13 protein-coding genes are annotated in these 14,801 nt (G+C 71.7%); 6 read left to right on the top strand and 7 right to left on the bottom strand.

From position 1 onward, the window contains the following. Positions 1-27 precede the first annotated feature (27 nt). On the bottom strand, positions 28-1,185 hold the full coding sequence (locus OG361_RS23345; protein WP_405856464.1) for a flavin-containing monooxygenase: 1,158 nt from the start codon (positions 1,183-1,185) through the stop codon (positions 28-30). A 207-nt stretch (positions 1,186-1,392) separates the two neighbouring features. Here OG361_RS23345 and OG361_RS23350 point away from each other — a divergent pair, with 207 nt between their 5' ends. Both OG361_RS23350 and OG361_RS23355 read left to right on the top strand, forming a co-directional pair. After that, positions 1,393-1,842: a DoxX family membrane protein gene (locus OG361_RS23350; RefSeq protein WP_405856466.1), complete on the top strand. Its 450-nt coding sequence runs from the start codon at positions 1,393-1,395 to the stop codon at positions 1,840-1,842. After that, positions 1,842-2,240 carry a Zn-ribbon domain-containing OB-fold protein gene (locus OG361_RS23355; RefSeq protein ID WP_405856468.1) on the top strand — a complete coding sequence of 133 codons (399 nt, stop codon included), beginning with the start codon at positions 1,842-1,844 and terminating at the stop codon, positions 2,238-2,240. The genes OG361_RS23350 and OG361_RS23355 overlap by 1 nt, the downstream gene beginning before the upstream one ends. Before the next feature lie 4 nt (positions 2,241-2,244). On the opposite strand, the gene OG361_RS23360 is transcribed toward OG361_RS23355, so the two are convergent. After that, positions 2,245-4,173 (bottom strand): protein kinase domain-containing protein, encoded by a 1,929-nt coding sequence (locus tag OG361_RS23360; RefSeq protein ID WP_405856470.1) that lies wholly within the window; start codon positions 4,171-4,173, stop codon positions 2,245-2,247. A 360-nt stretch (positions 4,174-4,533) separates the two neighbouring features. On the opposite strand from OG361_RS23360, the gene OG361_RS23365 reads away from it, so the two are divergent. From OG361_RS23365 to OG361_RS23375, 3 genes are all read left to right on the top strand, one after another. Further along, on the top strand, positions 4,534-5,205 hold the full coding sequence (locus OG361_RS23365; protein WP_405856472.1) for a DUF4097 family beta strand repeat-containing protein: 672 nt from the start codon (positions 4,534-4,536) through the stop codon (positions 5,203-5,205). Between the two features lie 50 nt (positions 5,206-5,255). Then, positions 5,256-6,086 (top strand): alpha/beta fold hydrolase, encoded by an 831-nt coding sequence (locus tag OG361_RS23370; RefSeq protein WP_405856474.1) that lies wholly within the window; start codon positions 5,256-5,258, stop codon positions 6,084-6,086. A gap of 341 nt (positions 6,087-6,427) precedes the next feature. Beyond that, positions 6,428-7,738, top strand: coding sequence for a hypothetical protein (locus OG361_RS23375; protein WP_405856476.1), 1,311 nt, complete (start codon positions 6,428-6,430; stop codon positions 7,736-7,738). 183 nt (positions 7,739-7,921) lie between these two features. Here OG361_RS23375 and OG361_RS23380 read toward each other — a convergent pair whose 3' ends face one another. Genes OG361_RS23380 through OG361_RS23390 form a run of 3 tightly spaced genes read right to left on the bottom strand, consistent with a single transcriptional unit; the run spans position 7,922 to position 9,587 of the window. After that, positions 7,922-8,578 carry an HAD family hydrolase gene (locus tag OG361_RS23380; RefSeq protein ID WP_405856478.1) on the bottom strand — a complete coding sequence of 219 codons (657 nt, stop codon included), beginning with the start codon at positions 8,576-8,578 and terminating at the stop codon, positions 7,922-7,924. Continuing rightward, positions 8,542-8,727, bottom strand: coding sequence for a DUF397 domain-containing protein (locus OG361_RS23385; RefSeq protein ID WP_405856480.1), 186 nt, complete (start codon positions 8,725-8,727; stop codon positions 8,542-8,544). The genes OG361_RS23380 and OG361_RS23385 overlap by 37 nt, the downstream gene beginning before the upstream one ends. Further along, on the bottom strand, positions 8,724-9,587 hold the full coding sequence (locus tag OG361_RS23390) for a helix-turn-helix domain-containing protein (RefSeq protein ID WP_405856482.1): 864 nt from the start codon (positions 9,585-9,587) through the stop codon (positions 8,724-8,726). The genes OG361_RS23385 and OG361_RS23390 overlap by 4 nt, the downstream gene beginning before the upstream one ends. A gap of 91 nt (positions 9,588-9,678) precedes the next feature. Between OG361_RS23390 and OG361_RS23395 the strand changes: the two genes are divergently transcribed. Then, complete coding sequence (locus OG361_RS23395; RefSeq protein WP_405856484.1) at positions 9,679-10,104, top strand: ATP-binding protein; 426 nt, start codon at positions 9,679-9,681, stop codon at positions 10,102-10,104. Here OG361_RS23395 and OG361_RS23400 read toward each other — a convergent pair. Then, a complete protein-coding gene (locus OG361_RS23400; protein WP_405856486.1) occupies positions 10,091-12,436 on the bottom strand; it encodes an FG-GAP repeat domain-containing protein in 2,346 nt (781 codons plus the stop codon). The two genes, OG361_RS23395 and OG361_RS23400, sit on opposite strands and share 14 nt — an antisense overlap. A 91-nt stretch (positions 12,437-12,527) precedes the next feature. Continuing rightward, positions 12,528-14,771, bottom strand: a complete 2,244-nt coding sequence (locus OG361_RS23405) for an FG-GAP repeat domain-containing protein (RefSeq protein ID WP_405856488.1) — start codon at positions 14,769-14,771, stop codon at positions 12,528-12,530. Between the last annotated feature and the right edge of the window lie 30 nt (positions 14,772-14,801).

The following is a 14,801-nucleotide window of genomic DNA, read 5'->3' on the forward strand; positions in this document are numbered from 1 at the left end:
CATCTCGCGGCCGTCACTTCGCGGCCGTCACTTCGCCGTCTTCCTCGCGATCCGCCGCGCGATCCTCTCCGCGTCGATCGCCAGCTCGCGGAACATCCCGCTGATCGGGTTCGTGAACCCCGTGAAGTACAGCCCCGGCGCCTCGCGCGGGCAGCGCGCCCCGTGCGCCACCGGGCGGCCCTGCGCGTCGAGCACGCCGTCCAGGTGTCCGAGGAGCGGTTCCAGGGCGCGGCGGTAGCCGGTCGCCGCGATCACCGCGTCCGGGGCGATCCGGGTGCCGTCCGCGAGGAGCACCTCGCCGTTCTCGAAGCCCTCGACGGCGGCGACGATCTCGACCTTCCCGGACCGTACGGCGTCGATGAGGCCGATGTCCTGTACCGGGATCGCGCCCTCCCGCTGGCGGGTGGCGACGCCCTTCTCCGGCCGGGGCAGCCCGTACGCCGTCAGGTCCGGCAGCGCGACCCGCGCCATCACCGAGCCCATCAGGTCGACCACGGCCACCGGCAGCCGCCGCACCAGGATCCCGGTGCGCTGGGCGGGCCAGCCGGCCGTCGTGCGGCGCACGATGTGGGGGACGGTCCGCACCGCGAGCCGTACGCGCGCGGCGCCGCCCTCGGCGAGGTCGGAGGCGATCTCCGCCCCGGTGTTGCCGATGCCGACGACGAGGACGTCCCTGCCCTTGTACGGCCCCGGGTCGCGGTAGGTCCGGGCGTGGCTCAGCTCGCCCTCGTACACGTCGCGGCCGGGCCACTCGGGAAGGTACGGGGTGTGGTTGTACCCGGTGGCCACGACCACCGCGCCCGCGACGAGCCGCCGCCCGCCGGTCGCGTGCAGCACCCACTCCGCGCCCGCCCGCTCGATCCGGAAGACCTCGACGCCCGTCACGATCTCCAGCTCGTGCTTCTCGGCGTACTTCTCCAGGTAGCGCACCACGTCCGCGCGGGCGACCCAGCGGCCGAAGGAGCGGGGCATCCGCAGGCCGGGGAGGCCGGAGAGGCGCCGGGTGGTGTGCAGCCGCAGCCGGTCGTAGTGGGCGCGCCAGGAGGCGCCGACGGCGTCGGACTTCTCCAGGACGACGGCCCGGACCCCGCGCTCGCGCAGGGAGGCGGCGACGGCGAGTCCGCCGGGGCCGCCGCCGATGACGTACACGGGGTGGGTGGTGGCTTGCTGGGGGGTGGTGACCATGAATGCTGAGCGTAATGACGTGTACACGCAGTGGGTCTCGACCAAGAGGGATTTCGGTTGCGAATCGGTCACGTCCACTCGCTTCGCGGGTGAGGAGTCCCGCCCTCGCCCGAGCGGCCCCGCGCCCGCCCCTTGCGCGCGGGGCCCGCTCTGCGCTGAACTGACGTACCGTCAGATTCAGTGGTTCAGTTCGCCGAGGGGGCGCGCATGCAGACCGTCTGGCTCACCGGCGCCGAATGGCTCGCCGTCCTCCGCATCGGCCTCGGCCTGTGGTGGCTGGAGAGCTGGCGCCACAAGGACAGGAAGGGCTGGTTCGAGCGCGGAACCGGCATAGCCTGGGCCGCCGACGTCGCCGCCAACCACAAATGGCCGCAGGTCAAGAAGGGCTTCGAGGCTGTCGTCGCCCCCCGCCCCAAGGTGATGGCGTACGTCGTCGTCTACGCCGAACTCGCCCTCGGCCTCGGCCTGGTCGTCGGCTTCCTCACCCCGGTCGCCCTCGTCGGCGGCCTCCTCCTCAACCTCCTCTACCTCGTCCTCATGATCCACGACTGGGCCGAGCAGGGGCAGAACGCGATGATGGCGCTCATCTCCCTCGTCGCCCTCCTCGCCATCTCCTGGCAGACCTGGTCCCTCGACTCCGCGATCGGACTCTTCTGATGACGGCCGCCGACCCCGACATCGACGCCTTCACCCGCCCCTACTGGGACGCCGCCGCCGAAGGACACCTGCTCCTGCGCCGCTGCGCGGCCTGCGACCGGCCCCACCACTACCCGCGCGAGTTCTGCCCCCACTGCTGGAGCGAGGACGTCCACTGGGAGCGGGCGAGCGGCCGGGCCACGCTCTACACCTGGTCCGTCGTCCACCGGAACGACCTCCCGCCCTTCGGCGAGCGCGTCCCGTACGTCGCGGCCGTCGTCGACCTCGCGGAGGGCCCGCGCATGATGACGGAGATCGTGGACGTGCCGGAGGGCGACCTGCGGATCGGGATGGGGCTACGGGTCGCCTTCCGGGCGGAGGGCGAGGCGACGGTCCCGGTCTTCACGGGCGCCGCCTGAACCGTCAGACGGGGGAGACGTTCCTCCAGAGCTGGGTCTTGCTGCTCGGGTCGCAGGTGTACTCCATGTTGAACGGCGGTCCGGCGACCATGCACTGGCCGCTGTCCATGTTCTTGATGGTCATGCCGGCGGACGTCTTGGTGTTGATCTTCCACGACTGGGTGCTGGAGCCGTTGCAGGCCTTGGCGGTGAAGCCGGGCGTCCCGCCCGGCTGGAGGCAGTGGCCGGACTGCTTGTTGACCAGCCGGAAGGTGCCGTTCGCGCCGGGCGAGTAGATCCAGGCGTAGGAGATCGTGCCGCTGCTGGGCGCGGAGCCGCACGGAGCGGTGTTCGCCATGACGGCGTACCCGGGGTTGGACTCGGCCAGGCACTCCCCGTTGGAGACGCTCTCGATGGAGTACGTCCCCGAGGGCACCGAGCCGCCGGTCGACGGCGGGGGAGCCGGCTGGGTGGTCGTCCGCGAGGGCTGCGGGGCGGGCTGGGTGGTCGTGGAACCGCCACCACCGGGGCTGGTCGTCTTCGACCCGCTCCCGGGGCTGCTGCCCGACCCGCCCCCGGATCCGCCTCCGCCGCCGGGCTGGGTCCCGCCCCCGCCCGCGCCGCCCGTGCCGGGCGGAGGCGCCGCGGTGGACCCGCCCGGAGGCGGGGACGACGGCTCCGTGGAGGTGGAGGAGGAAGCCGACGCGGACGCGGACGTGCCCGGCTTCCCGGACGACGACGTGGGTACGGGTACGAGCGCGGGGTTCCCGGGCGCCGGCTGCGAGGCGACCGCGGAGGGTGAGCCCGAGGCGTCGGGGCCCGCGTCGCGGCCGATCTGGTACGGGCCGAGGGCGACGGTCAGGGTGGTGCCGGTCGCCACGACGACGGGCACGGCGAGCATGACGAACTTGTTCCGCCGCTCCCGCCGCTTGCCGGGGGCGGCGGCACCCGTGACGGCGAGCTGGTCGGGCGACGCGGTCGCGGGTTCCTTCCCGCGCTGCGGGGTGAGCGAGGCGGTCGCCACGTCCTGGGCCGGTTCGATCCGCTCCAGCTCCGCCAGGTGCTCGGCGGTGGGCGCCCCGGCGGCGAAGGCCGCGCGCTCGCCTATGCGCTCGGCGACGACGCCGGGCCACGTGGCCCCGGCGGCCCGCTCGTCGGCCCGGTCGACGAGTTCGGCGGCGGTCGGCCGGTCCGCCGGGTCCTTGGCGAAACAGGTGCGGACGAGCGCGGCGAGCTCGGGGTCGTCCTCCGTGAGCCGCCCGAAGTCGGGCTCTCCGTGGACGACCCGGTAGAGCAGGTCCGGCCCGGAGCCGTCGCCGAACGGGGGCCGCCCGTTCGCCGCGTAGAGCAGCAGACTGCCCAACGCGAAGACATCGGCGGCACCGGTCAACTTCCGGTCTGCGACGGCCTGTTCGGGAGCCATGTAGGCGGGGGTTCCGATGACCATGCCGGTCTTGGTCAGCCGGCTCTGGTCGGCGGCGCGGGCCACGCCGAAGTCGATGAGGGAGAGTCCGTCGGCGGTCAGCATGACGTTGGACGGCTTGAGGTCGCGGTGCACCATGTCGGCGCCGTGCACGACCCGCAGCCCGGCCGCCGCGTTCCGGAGGAGCCGCCACAGGGCGTCGCCGGTCAGCGGGCCGCCGTGGAGCCGGATCGCCTCGTTGAGGGTGATCCCGGGGATGAACTCGGTGGCGAACCACGGCGGTTTGGCCGTGCGGTCGCTCGCGAGGAGCTTGGTGTTGGCGCCGGCGGGCAGCCGGGCGAGGTTGTCGAGCTCGTGCCCGAAGTGGCTCAGGAAGTCGGCGTCCTCGGCGAGGATGGGGAGTACGCGCTTCACCGCCGCGAACTTCCCCGGCACGGCGCCGAGATAGACCCGGCCCATACCTCCGGAGCCGAGTACGCCGAGCAGCCGGAACGCCCCGATCTGACGGGGATCCCCCGCCTCGAGAGGCATGGCTCCGCTGCCGTCCAGACTGCCCACACCAGAGTGGTCTTCCAGTTCCCCCTGCATGGGCCACAGGTTAGCTGAGGGTTGTTCACATTCGTACGGAGACCAAGTGCTTGTTTCCGTAAGGCGGTTGAACGGACGGGGCGGCGCCCGCGGTGCGTTAACGCCCAGTTCATTGCAACGCAAGCGTGTCGAACGTTGCGTTAGACGCCACGATGGTTGCAATGAAATCGAGGCATTGACCTGTGTGAATGGTGATTTCACGCAACGAGGCCGTTGCTCGATCCTTGAACGCAACGTAGCGTTTCTCTTGTCAGAAACGACGAGCGCAAGAGCTCGAGAGCGCAAGAACCCAAGGAGATCGTCATGCAGAAGTTCGCCACCACCGCCCCGATCGCCGTCATCCTCGACGTCCCGGCGGGCCTGGTCCGGTTCATCGCCGCCGAGCGGGCCGACGCCACGGTCGAGGTCCTGCCTGCGGACGCCTCGAAGGGCCGCGACGTGAAGGCGGCGGAGCAGATCGCGGTCGAGTACGCCGACGGCGTCCTGCGGATCGGCGCCGCGGAGGCCAAGAACCGGATCCTCGGCAACTCCGGGGCGGTCGAGGTCACGGTCCAGCTGCCCGCCGGCTCCCGCGTCGAGGCGAAGACGGCCGCCGCCGAACTCCACGGCGTCGGGCGGCTCGGTGACGTCACCTTCGAGAGCGCGCAGGGCACGGTCAAGCTCGACGAGGCCGCCGCCGCCCGCCTCACCCTCCAGGCCGGTGACATCACCGTCAGCCGACTGGGCGGCCCGGCGGAGATCAGCACCATGAAGGGTGACATCCGGATCACCGAGGCGCTGGGCGGCGCGGTCGTGCTGCGCACCGAGTCGGGTGACCTGGAGATCGGCGCGGCCCGCGGAGTCTCCGCCACCCTCGACGCCGGAACCACCCACGGCCGCATCCACAACACCCTCCGGAACAGCCAGGGCGCCGACGCCGGCCTGAACATCCGCGCCACCACCGCCCACGGCGACATCACCGCCCGCAGCCTCTGAAACACCACCGGCAGTTCCCCACTCCCTCCCACTCCGAAAGAAGAAACGCCATGACCGCCACCACCGCCACCGCCGCCCGCACCCAGCAGCCCGCCGCCTGGACCGGCACGGTCTCGGTCGACGACACCACCCTCGCCGTGACCGACACCGGCGGCCCCGGCCGCCCCGTGGTCTACCTCAACGGCTCCTACGCCGACCGGTCGCACTGGCGGCGGGTCATCACCGAACTGGGCGTCGACCACCGGCACATCACCTACGACGAGCGCGCCCGCGGCAAGTCGGGGCTCTCCGCCGACTACTCCTTCGAAGCGTGCCTGCGCGACCTCGACGCCGTCCTCACCGCCCGGGGCGTGGAGCGCCCGATCCTGGTGGGCTGGTCGTACGGAGCGATGCTCGCCGTGCACTGGGCCGCCCGGAACCCCGACCGCGTCCTGGGGGTGGTGTCCGTGGACGGCGCCCTGCCGCACTCGTGGCTCGACGAGGCCACCAAGACGCAGGTCCGCAAGCTGTTCCGCCGTCTGAGCCCGCTCTTCCCGGTCGCCCGCCGGCTCGGCATGGCGGCGCGCATGAGCGCCGAGCAGCACGCCGAGATCAACATCGAGGTCAACGAACTCTGCGCACCCGCCGCCCTGGACCCGGTCTTCGACAGCCTGACCGTCCCCACCCGGTACGTGCTCGCCACCGGCGGGAACCTGGGCGGCGACGCGGAGCTGATGGAGAAGATCCGAGGCAACCTCGCCCCGGTGGTCGCCCGCAACCCGCACGTCCGGCTCAGCGCGAAGGTCGCGAGCAACCACTCCAAGATCCTGCGCAAGGACTACCGGGCCGTCGCGGCGGCGGCACGCGACATCGCCGCCACCGCCACGCACCAGGGCGCCTGATCCGTGGCGTGGAGGCCGGGCCCAGGAACGGGTCCCGGAGGTGGACGTCTCCGGTGGGCTTCTGGTGGGGCCGCCCTCTTTCCGAGTGTGGCGCCCTCCGCCGCATGGCGGGCATTTCACCCCTGTCCGGTGATCGATCTGTAGGAATGCCTCGCCTCGCCCCAGTGTCAAGCCCACCAGCGGGGCCTGAATCCCCGCCAACCGGCGGTCCCACCCGCACTCGCTCGACACGGCCACCCTCCGCACCTCGGAGACCTTCCCTTCCGCACAACCATTCGCCCCCACCGAAGGTCAAAGACGCGAACTACCGAACAAAATCGGAAGAATTCCTGGGGGGATTCGTGGCACATGCGCGTGCGGCTCTGGCGATCGCGACGGTTCTGGCCGTCGGCGTGACCCCTGCGGTACTGGGAGGCACGGCGACCGCTGCCGTACCCCCGGCCGCCGGGGCGACGAGTACGAGTACGACCGGAACCGTCGTCCAGGAGGGCGGCCCGCTGGTCGTGCCCTCGGGCGAGGAGGTGGTGACCACCCGGGTCACCGTCACTCTCCCGGCGGACGCGAGCGGCCCCGTGAAGGCGCGGCTTCTCCTGCCGATCACCTATGAGTTCGCGGGTGACGCGTGGGACTTCCAGGACGACATCAAGGCGACCTGCTCGGTCAACGGCGGTGCCTACCAGCCCTGCCCCTGGCTGCAGCCGGTCGAAGGGGTCAACCAGGGCCCGTACGTGGCCACGATGCCCGTCACCGAGGCCGCGACCACCCTCACCTACGACATCCGTATCGAGTCGGGCATCGGCGCCCGCCGGCACGGGGACGTCAACGGCACCCTCGAAGTGGGCGCGGGCGGGGCCCCCGACCTCGCGAGCGGGCCCGTGGTCTTCCAGTTCGCCCGGAACACCCCGGCGGCCAACCTGCGGACGACGGTCCTCGCCCGTGACAAGGCGGGCGTGCTCTGGCAGTACGAGAGCACCGGCCTCCACGAGAAGCCGCTCAAGGCGCGCGAGCGCATCGGCGGCGGCTGGAACATCTACACGTCGATCGCTCCCCTCGGAGAGCGGACGGCGGCGGGCGAGGGCAGCCTCGTCGCCCGGGACAAGGACGGGGTCCTCTGGCACTACCAGGGCTCCGGAAACCCGGACGCCCCCTTCAAGCCGCGCGTGCGGGTCGGTGGCGGCTGGAACACGTACACGGCGATCACGACCCGGGGCGGGGGCCTCATGGCCCGCGACCGGGAGGGGGTCGTCTGGTACTACCCGCAGACGTGGGACGGCTCCCCGTCCGTCCCCCTCCAGCCGCCCCGGCTCGTGACCGACGGCTGGAACGTGTACAGCGCCATCGTGGGCCAGGGCCAGAGCCCCGGATACGGCGTCGTGACCCGCGACACGGCCGGAGTGCTCTGGTCGCACACGCCCTCCTGGCAGGTGTCGGGCTTCCTGCCGAGGGTGCGTCTGGGCGGTGGCTGGAACGCCTACGACCGCATCACCTACGCCCGGAACCTCGCAGGTTCCCGCTACGGCGACTACCTCGCCCGCGACAAGGAAGGCCGTCTCTGGTTCTACGAAGGCCTCACCCGCAACGGCAACCTCGTCCCGTCGCCGACCCGCAGGCAGATCGGCTGGGGCTGGGGCATCTACGACGCCATCCTCTGACCGGTCCTAGGGCGTGTGTCGAAAGTCCCGCCTGCCCGGCGGCGCCCGGCACGCACGCTCGCCGCGTTGTCGGGATCACCCCGATACATCCAGTATCGGGGCGACCCTCCGCCTTGCGATCGCACGCACCGGACACCACCGGGCCTGCCCTTCGGGCAGACGGCGCTACTTTCGACACACGCCCTAGCCCAGCGCCGCCAGGATGTGCGGCGCCGCCTCCGCCAGGGTCGGGAAGTGGCGGTGCGCGTCGGGGTGTGCGGCCGGGGTGTTGACCGTCCAGACGGTCATCCCGGCCGCCAGGCCCGAACGGACCCCCGACGGCGCGTCCTCGATCACCAGACACTCCGCCGGGTCCGCGCCGAGCTTCTCGGCGGCGGTCAGGTACGGGACGGGCGAAGGCTTCCCCTCCGCCACCGAGGCCGCGTCGACGACGAGCGCGGGCATCGGAAGCCCGGTCCGCCCGAACCGGCCCCGGACCCGGTGCTCGTAGTTCGACGTGACCAGCGCCCACCGGTCGGCGGGCAGGGCGGTCAGCAGCTCGACGGCGCCCTCGAAGGCCGCGTACGTACCCGTACGGACGTCCTCGTCCTCCAGCGCGTGCAGGAGGGCGAGGCACTCGTCCGGGTCGCGGGTCGGGACGACGGCCGCGAAGGTCTCGACGGGCCGCGTCCGCAGGGCGACGGCGTACACCTCGTCCCCGTCGAGCCCGTGGCGCGCGGCCCACTCGTGCCAGACGCGCCGCTGGTTGGCGACGGCGTCCATGAGGGTGCCGTCGACGTCGAAGAGTACGAAGTTCTTGCTGGTCACGCGCTCGATGCTACGTCCACGAACGCGGCCCATGCCGTCGGGGCGACGGCGAGCTGCGGGCCGTCGGGGTTCTTGGAGTCGCGGATGTGGACGGCGGTGGGGTGCGCGGCCACCTCGACGCAGTTGCCGCCTTCGCCGCCGCTGTAGCTGCTCTTGAACCAGGCCAGATCTGCGGTGCTCATAGCTCTCCCAGCATCTTCTCGATCAACTCCAGGGACTCGCGGGGCGTGAGTGCCTGCGCCCGGATGATCCCATAGCGCTCGGTATACATGCGGACCTCTTCTGGGTCGGTGATCAGCCGGGCGTGCCCGTAGCTCTCGGTGTACGCAACCTCCCGCCGCCCCTTGGGCGTGAGCAGCGTGAATGCGCCCTCCATGCCCGGGTGTTCCTCACGCTCGGTCGGCATGATCTGAAGGTGGACGGTTCTGAACCGGGCGACTTCGGCGAGGCGCCGCAACTGCTCCCGGAAAGCCACCCGGCCGCCCAGCGGGCGGCGGAGCACCGCTTCCTCGACGACGAAGCTCATCGTCGGGCCCGGCCACTTGTCGAAGATGACCTGGCGAGCCAGCCGGTCGGCCAACCGCTTCTCGATCGTCTCCTCGTCGTACAGCGGGCGGCGGTAGCGGAACACGGCCTCCGCGTAGGGGGATGTCTGCAACAGCCCCGGTACCGCCTGCACCTCGTAGTAGTGCAGCGCTACCGCCGCCGCCTCGGCCTTCGCGAAGTCCTGGAACCAATCCGGATGCCGAACCCGCGCCTTGGCCAGCGCCTCCCTTACGTCATCCACCGCCGCGATCAGCACACCCCCCGCCCCCACCACCGGGTCCGCCCGGATCAGGAAGTCCGGTTGGGGTGTCCGTACTCCTCGCTCGACCGAGGAGACGAGGTCCTCGCTGCAATGGGTGGCGTCCGCCAGTTCCGCCTGGCTCAGGCCCGCGTTCTTCCGCAGCACCTTGATGATCTTCCCGAGCGCACGGAACAGGTGCGCCGTACCGTCCACCTCGGAGGGCCGTTCCGGCCGCTCCTGCTCGTTCCCCGACATCCGTACCGCCCTCTTGGCGCACCCGTACAGTGACTCAGCGTCGTCGCGTCGCTGCTGTTCAGCGTAGGGCGCACCCGCCACGCTCAGGGGCATGAAGTCCGAAACCACCACTCCAACCGGTGAGTTCACGCTCCGGCTCTCGGCCACGCGCCGGGGCGCGCGGCTCGCCCGGCTACTCGCCGTGCAGCAGCTCCACGACTGGGGCGTCACCGGCTCAGCCGCCGAGGCCGCCGAACTGGTCGTCGCCGAGCTCTCCAACAACGCTGTCCTGCACGGGCGCGTGCCCGGGCGGGACTTCGAGGTGCGGATGCGGATGGAGCGGGGCGACGACCACGTACGGATCGAAATCTCCGACGCGCGCGGCGAGCGGCGCCCCTTACCGGCCGAGAAGCCCGACGAGGGCGGCTACGGGCTGTTGCTCGTCGCCGCCCTCGCCACCACGTGGGGTGTGAAGGACAGGTGCGTCGGCAAGACGGTCTGGGCGACCGTCCCGCTGACGCCCGTCAGAACAGGGTGAAGTAACCCGTTCCGAGGTCCTCCGGGCTGTAGACCTCGCGCCGGGGGCCGAAGGGCGTGTCCCAGTCGCCGGTTCCCTCGTAGTAGGAGAGGGTCTCGAAGCTGCCGCCCGCGACTCCCTGCACGACGAGGTCCGGGTCGCCGTCCCTGTCGATGTCGCCGACGCCGACGATGTCGCTGTACCGGTCCCAGCCGCCGCCGATGCGGGTCCGCTTGGCGAAGGTGCCGTCGCCGTTGCCGAGGTGGAGCCAGAGGACGCCGGCCTTGTCGCGGGCGACGAGGTCTCCGGTGGTGTTGCCGCCGATGTCACCGACGGCGGCGATCGTGTTGTAGATGCCCCAGCCGTAGCCGATCTTCTTGCGCGGGGCGAAGGGGGCGGCGCCGTTGCCGGTGCCCTTGTACAGGTACAGGTCACCGGCCTTGTCCGTGGCGACCAGGTCCGCTCGGCCGTCCCGGGTCAGGTCGCTGCCGCCCGTCAGCTGGTTGTAGATCTGCCAGCCGCCGCCGATCTTCTTCCGGGGGGCGAGCGTGTGACCGGTGCCCGAGTGGAGCCACAGGGCGCCCGTCCGGTCCCGGCCGATCACGTCGGCGTACGGGGAGGCGTCCAGGTTCCCGGGGGCCGCGACGCGGTCGTAGACCTGCCAGCCCGTGCCCATGACGACGGGCGTCCTCCGGTGGCCCACCACGGCCTCGTACAGGGCCTGGCGGGCGTCGTAGTTGATCAGACGGCCCGCGCTGTCCTTGACGAGCAGGTCCGGGACGCCGCTGTCGGAGAAGTCGTGCGGGGCGGGCCTGCTCGTGACCTTGAGGGTGCCGGTCCGTTCCACCGACGGCCCGATGCCGTTGAGGGGCTTCGCGGTCAGCTTCCAGGTGTAGGTGCCGTTGTACGCGGAGGAATGGTCGTCGAACATTCCGGTCCAGGTCGTGGCGCCGAGGTGGGGGCGGTCCAGGTAGATGCGCTCGGAGGTCCAGCGCTTCCCGGACGCGGTGTGGGTCAGGACGACGTGTGCGTCCGTGGCCTTGTCGAACTCCCACCCCAGCGTCGCGTCCTGGCCGCGTGCGAAGTCGACGACGGTGGGGATGGGGGTGTGGTCGTGGTCCTTGACCCCGAGGACGGTCGTCCCGCCCGTGCTCGCCACCAGCTCGGTGCCCGGCCTGCCGTCCGGCCCGAGGGCGATCCGGTACAGGCCCTCGCCGTCGGCCACGGTTCCGCCGCGTACGAGCTGCGTGCTGTCGGGGCCCGGGGCGGCGCTCATGAAGTGGTCCAGGAGCCTGACCGTCTCACCGGACGTCAGGGACCGGGCGGTCAGGGCGTACAGGGGCTTCGGCTGGGTGGCGGCGAGCCCGCCGTTCTGCCCGTACAGCAGCCAGTCACCGGCCAGCTCGATGTTCAGGACGTCGGCCTGGCCCAACGGGACGCGCTTCGTCTCGCCGGTGTCGCGCCGGACCACGACAGCGTCCGTCGTGGTGGAGGTGGGCCGCTCGATCCAGGCGATGTGGGTCGCGGACAGGGCGACGTCGCCGTCGTAGTTTCCGGTCCGCGGTGTCTCGTACGCGTCGACGACCGCGTGCTTCTCGACGTCGACGACGGCGATGTGTGTGCCGAGCGATGTGTCCCCGGCGTCGCTGTACCGGACGACGAGGGTGCCCGGGTGGTCCAGGACGAGACGCTTGATCGGGGCGTTCTCGGGCAGGCCGGTCACCTTGTGGTCGACGAGGGTGCCGTTCACCTTGCTGATGACGTGGACCTCGCTGCCTCCGGCCGCGGTGGCCTTCGTGGCGACGAGGGTGGACGGCCCGATGCCCCGCCCCGAGCGGTAGCCCTCGCCGAGGAGACCGAGGTCGATCACCACGGGCTCGGCGTCCGTCGCCATGTCGTAGAGGGTGTGGACGGACCCGTCGGTCTTCGTGACGACGTCGGTCCGTCCGTTGCCCCACCCCGCGGTGCCGGCGGGCATGGCCGTGGTGGAGCCGTCCGCGTATCGCGTCCACGCGTGCGCCGTCTTGCCGTCGACGAGACGGCTGGTGAGGAAGCCCGTCCGGCCCGCGCCGACGACGGCCGCCCCGTCCGGGAACGGGAGGACGTCCTCCGCCGACTGCGCGGCGACCGTCACGGCCGCCCCCGTCGCCGCCAGGGCCGCCGGGGCGGTGGTCGCCGTCGTGGCGTCCTGTTCGGTCGCTGTCGCTGTCGCTGTCGCGGTCGAGCTCGGGGTCGTGCCGGCCGCCACGTCACCGGCCGCCACGGCCGGAGCGGCCAGGGTGCCCACGGTGACGGCGAGGGCGACGGTGACGGCGGCCGCGAGGTGCCGTCGGGAGATGCGTGCGCGTGCCAAAGCTGTGGTCCTCCTCAAGAGGTACGGGCGGGGCGGAATCCGCCACGCCCGTACCTGACTCACGAGGAGTTCGAATGGTTGTACGCCGGTGTCAGGAAACCGAGTTGAACTTCGTTCCCTCGCCCGCGTAGAGGGCGCTGGCCGCGCGGGTGAAGGGCGTGGCCGCGGTGCCCGTGGCGAGGTACGCGGTGGTGCCGGCGGCCCCGTACGCGAGCAGGTCCGCGCGGCCGTCGTTGTTCAGGTCGCCCGCGCCGACGAGCTGGGAGAAGGAGCCCCAGCCGCCGCCGATCCTCGTCCGGGCGGCGAAGGTGCCGTTGCCGTTGCCGAGGTAGAGCCAGAGGACGCCGGCGGTGTCGCGGGCGACGAGGTCTCCCGCGGCGCCTCCGGCGATGTCGCCGACGGCGGTGATCTGGTTGTAGACGCCCCAGCCGCCGCCGATGCGGGTGCGGGCGGCGTAGGGGGTCTGCCAGTTGCCGGTGGCCTTGTAGAGCCAGAGGACGCCGGTGGTGTCGGTGGCGACGAGGTCGGGGCGGCCGTCGCCGGTGAGGTCGGAGCCCGCGGCGATCTTGTTGTACGTGTTCCAGCCGCTGCCGATCCTCGTACGGGCGGCGAAGGTGCCGTCGCCCTTGCCGAGGTAGCTCCACAGGACCCCGGTGGTGTCCCGGGCGACGAGGTCGACCGCCGCGTTGCCCGTGTGGTTTCCGGCGGCCTCGATCTGGTTGTAGATCTGCCAGCCCGTACCGATCTTTGTACGCCGTGCGGGCGCCACGATGCCGCCGGGCGGCCAGTCGAAGGCGTCGTCCCGCCAGAGCGTGCCCGAGGCGTCGCGGGCGAGCAGGTCGGCCGAGCCGTTGTCGTTGAGGTCGTGCGCGTTCACCTTGCGGGTCACCTTGAAGGTGCCGCCGGCGGACCCGGCGTAGCCGATGCCGTTGAGCGGCTTGGCGAGGACCGACCACGTGTAGTCGCCGTTGGGGGCGCTGATGCCGTCCAGGAGGCCCTGCCAGGTGAACCGGGCGGGGGAGGCGGGCTGCGTCAGGCGCTGCGTGAACGTCTTGCCCGTCGCGTTGTGCTTCAGCGTGACGTCCAGGGTGACGTTGGAGCGGGACAGGGTCCACTCCATCGGCACCTGGGTGCCGTTCCTCTCCAGGTCCACGACGCCGGGGACGTTGCTGCCGAGCACCTGGACGGAGGTCGGCTGACCCGTACCCGCGACCATCGAGACGCTCGGGGCGCCGCCGCCCAGGTCCGCGATCCGGTACAGGCCCTCGCCCTGGGCGGCGTCGCCGCCGCGGACGAGGAGGGTGCCGTCGGGGGCGTGGGCCGCGCTGGACAGGTGGTCCAGGAGCTTGGTGGTGGCGCCCGTGAGGATGTTGCGGGCGGTCAGCGCGTACAGCGGGTTCGGGGCGGTCGCCGTGGCGCCGCCCGGCTGCCCGTACAGCACCCAGTCGCCGATGATGCCGGCGACGACGACCTTGGGGGCGTTGCCCAGGGGGATGGGGATCGGGCCGTCGTGGTTCGTGCGGTTCTCGACCACGATCTCGGTCGACGTGCCCTGGTGCTCTCTCCACGCCAGGTACTTCGTGGAGATGGCGCCGGTCGTGGTGGCGTCCCACGCGCCCGCGCCGCTCGTGTAGGCGTAGAGGCCGCCCGAGGCCAGGTCGTACGTCGTGCGCGAGTACTCGGTGTACGCCCCGTTCGTGGCGGAGATCAGGATGAAGACCTTGCTCCCCGAGGCGCCGACGATCTTGTAGCCGGTGTTCTGGTTGCCGTAGGAGATCTGCTGCTTGTTCAGGGTGCCGTTGCTCAGCTTGACGACCCGGTAGAGGTGCAGGAAGCCGTTGCCGTCGGGCAGGGTCGCGAAGACCGTCGAGCCGACGGCGCCGACGAACGCGGCGCCGTTGCCGAGCTGAGACAGGTGGTAGGTCGACGAGTAGCCGCCCGTGGTCATGTCGTACAGGGCGACCGAGGAGCTGCCCTCGCTGGTCGCCACGGTGTCCGAGTACGTGTTGAAGCCGTAGGTCCCCGCGACGGGCGTGGTGCTCCCGTCGGTGAACTTCGTCCAGGTGAGGGTGGAGCCGCCCGCGCCGTCGGGTGTGCCGCTGAGGAAGCCGGTCGCGCCGGTGCTGATGATCTCGGCGCCGACCGGGAAGGAGACGGTGGCCCCGGCCGTCCCCGTCGTGGTCGCTGCACCTGTCGTGGTCGTCGTGGTGACGGGTGCGGCGACGGCCGGGGCCGCGACCAGCGTCCCCGCCACGGCGGTGACGGCGAGGACGGCGGTGACGGCCGCGGCGAGGCGACCGCCGCGTATGTGGTTGTGGTGGTGGCTGTGGTTCACGCGGTACTTCTCCCCAGGAAGCGGGCGCGG

This window comes from Streptomyces sp. NBC_00090 (assembly GCF_045160815.1).
GTDB lineage: Bacteria > Actinomycetota > Actinomycetes > Streptomycetales > Streptomycetaceae > Streptomyces.

Bases quoted from the DNA above. Each gene is read 5' to 3' on its own strand.
- OG361_RS23370 (WP_405856474.1), top strand. From the start codon at position 5,256: ATGACCGCCACCACCGCCACCGCCGCCCGCACCCAGCAGCCCGCCGCC.
- OG361_RS23395 (WP_405856484.1), top strand. From the start codon at position 9,679: ATGAAGTCCGAAACCACCACTCCAACCGGTGAGTTCACGCTCCGGCTC.
- OG361_RS23355 (WP_405856468.1), top strand. From the start codon at position 1,842: ATGACGGCCGCCGACCCCGACATCGACGCCTTCACCCGCCCCTACTGG.
- OG361_RS23390 (WP_405856482.1), bottom strand. From the start codon at position 9,587: ATGTCGGGGAACGAGCAGGAGCGGCCGGAACGGCCCTCCGAGGTGGAC.
- OG361_RS23345 (WP_405856464.1), bottom strand. From the start codon at position 1,185: ATGGTCACCACCCCCCAGCAAGCCACCACCCACCCCGTGTACGTCATC.
- OG361_RS23385 (WP_405856480.1), bottom strand. From the start codon at position 8,727: ATGAGCACCGCAGATCTGGCCTGGTTCAAGAGCAGCTACAGCGGCGGC.
- OG361_RS23350 (WP_405856466.1), top strand. From the start codon at position 1,393: ATGCAGACCGTCTGGCTCACCGGCGCCGAATGGCTCGCCGTCCTCCGC.
- OG361_RS23360 (WP_405856470.1), bottom strand. From the start codon at position 4,173: ATGCCTCTCGAGGCGGGGGATCCCCGTCAGATCGGGGCGTTCCGGCTG.
- OG361_RS23365 (WP_405856472.1), top strand. From the start codon at position 4,534: ATGCAGAAGTTCGCCACCACCGCCCCGATCGCCGTCATCCTCGACGTC.
- OG361_RS23380 (WP_405856478.1), bottom strand. From the start codon at position 8,578: ATGGGCCGCGTTCGTGGACGTAGCATCGAGCGCGTGACCAGCAAGAAC.